We start from the raw sequence: 2,207 nt of genomic DNA on the forward strand, positions 1-2,207 counted from the left end.
CGCCCGGGCGTCGGTCCGGACCGACGCCCGCGAACCGCCGCGGCCGGCGGCTCAGTTCGTCGGCAGCGGGCGCAGCGCGGACTGTCCGGGGAAGCGGGCGGCGCTGCCCGTGCCGGGTTCGGGTCGGCGAAGTCCGAAAGTGGTGAAGGCGGTTCGCCGCGGCAGGGGGTAGGGCTCCTTGCCGGTCAGAGTGTTGAGCATGGCGGCGCTGCGGTGGGCGGCCAGTCCGAGGTCCGGGGTCCCGACCCCGTGGGTGTGCAGCTGGGCGTTGTGCACGAAGACGTCACCGGTGACCGCCGGGTCGAGCACCAGACGGTGGTGGGCGTCGACGCGGGGCCGCTCGGCGGCGTCCCGGCGCATGTACGGGTCGAGCGCCGCGAGGATCCGGTCCAGGGGGCGCTGCTGGTACCCGGTGGCGAGCACCACGGCGTGGGTGGTGAGCCGGTCGCGTTCGTCCTGCTCGACGTGCTGGAGGTGCAGCTCGATCTGGGTGGCGCCGATGCGCCCCGCCGTCCGCACGGTGACACCCGGAATCAACCGGGCGGTCGGCCAGCGGCCGGTGAGGGTGCGCCGGTGCAGCTCGCGGTGGATGTCGTTGATGGTCTCGTGGTCGATGGCCTGGTACAGCTGGCGTTGCCGGGGCAGCAGCGCGTCCCTGGTCTGCTCGGGCAGGGCGTGGAAGTAGCGCTCGTAGTCGGGGGTGAAGTGCTCCAGGCCGAGCTTGCTGTACTCCATGGGCGCGAAGGCCGGGCTGCGCGTCAGCCAGTGCAGTCGCTCGTCACCGGCCGGGCGGTGCCTGAGCAGGTCGAGAAAGACCTCCGCACCGGACTGGCCGGAGCCGACGACGGTGACGTGCTCGGCGGCGAGCAGTCGATCGCGGTGGTCGAGGTAGTCGGCGGAGTGGATGACGGGCACGGCCGGTGAGTCGGCGAGCGGACGCAGCGGTTCGGGCACGTGCGGTGCGGTTCCGATGCCGAGCGAGAGGTTCCGTGCGTAGGCGCGGCCGAGTGCCTCCGCCTCGCCCTCCCGGTCGAGCCGGGTGAAGTCGATCTCGAACAGGGCCCGTTCGAGGTTCCAGCGGACCGCGTCGACCTGGTGGCCGAAGTGCAGTCCGGTGCCGGTCGGGTCGCCGTCGGCGGTGAGTTCCGCGCTGACCCAGCGGCAGTAGGCGTCGAACTCGGCCCGTGGCGTGTGCAGTCGCTCGGCGATGTAGAACGGGAAGAGGCGCTCGTGGAGCCGCAGGTAGTTGAGGTAGCTCCAGCGGCTCGTGGGGTCGGCCAGGCTGACGAGGTCGGCCAGGAAGGGCACTTGCAGGGTGGTGCCGTCGATCAGCAGGCCCGGGTGCCAGCGGAAGTCCGGCCGTTGGTCGAACGCGGCCATCCGCAGGTCGGACAGGGGCTGGGCGAGCGCGGCCAGCGAGAGGTTGAGGGGGCCGATGCCGACGGCGGCGATGTCGAGCGGGGCTTCCCCGTCGGGGCGGTCGGGGGTGGGCCCGGGTGCGGTCATGGCTGGCAGTCCTTCTCTCGGGCACTCTCGTCGACGAGGGTGAGCAGCGCGGTGAGGTCGGCGGAACGGGTGTGCGGATTGAGCAGGGTGGCCTTGAGCCAGCGGCGGCCGTCCGACTCGGCCCGGCCCAGTACCGCCTGCCCGGAGCCCAGCAGTCGGCGGCGGACGGCGGCGACCTGCCGGTCGTCGGCGGCGATCGGACGGAAGAGCACGGTGGACAGCGCGGGTGGCCCGTGCAGTTCCAGCCGGGGATGCTCGTCCACCAGGTCGGCGAGGTGCCGGGCGGCGGCACAGGTGCGTTCCACGAGGTGGGCCAGGCCGCTGCGGCCGAGCGCCTGGAGCGTGACGGCGATCTTGAGCACGTCGGGGCGCCGGGTGGTGCGCAGCGAGCGGCCCAGCAGGTCGGGCAGGCCGGCTTCGGTGTCGTCGTCGGCGTTGAGGTAGTCGGCGCGGTGGCCGAGCGGGTCGAGCAGCCGGGTGTCGGGAACGGTGAGCAGTCCGGCGGCGACCGGCTGCCAGCCGAGTTTGTGCAGGTCCAGCGTGACGGAGTCGGCCCGGCTGATGCCGTCCAGGCGGTGCCGCAGCCGGTCGCTGAACAGCAGCGGCCCGCCGTACGCGGCGTCGACGTGCAGAGCGGCCCGGTGCCGTGCGGCGATGTCCGCGACGGCCGGCAGCGGGTCGATCGCGCCGGTGTCGGGGGT

2 protein-coding genes are annotated in these 2,207 nt (G+C 73.3%); both read right to left on the reverse strand.

Translation table 11 applies throughout. The features are described 5' to 3' along the window. Window positions 1-51: 51 nt before the first annotated feature. Window positions 52-1,506 (reverse strand): lysine N(6)-hydroxylase/L-ornithine N(5)-oxygenase family protein, encoded by a 1,455-nt coding sequence (locus ACYVE9_RS23855; RefSeq protein ID WP_461029955.1) that lies wholly within the window; start codon window positions 1,504-1,506, stop codon window positions 52-54. After that, window positions 1,503-2,207 (reverse strand): pyridoxal phosphate-dependent decarboxylase family protein (locus tag ACYVE9_RS23860; protein WP_461029956.1); only part of this gene is annotated, 705 nt, incomplete at its 5' end. The genes ACYVE9_RS23855 and ACYVE9_RS23860, both read right to left, overlap by 4 nt.

The organism is Streptomyces sparsus, from assembly GCF_054776295.1.

Coding starts and splice junctions, on each gene's coding strand:
- ACYVE9_RS23855 (WP_461029955.1), bottom strand. CDS start 1,506: ATGACCGCACCCGGGCCCACCCCCGACCGCCCCGACGGGGAAGCCCCG.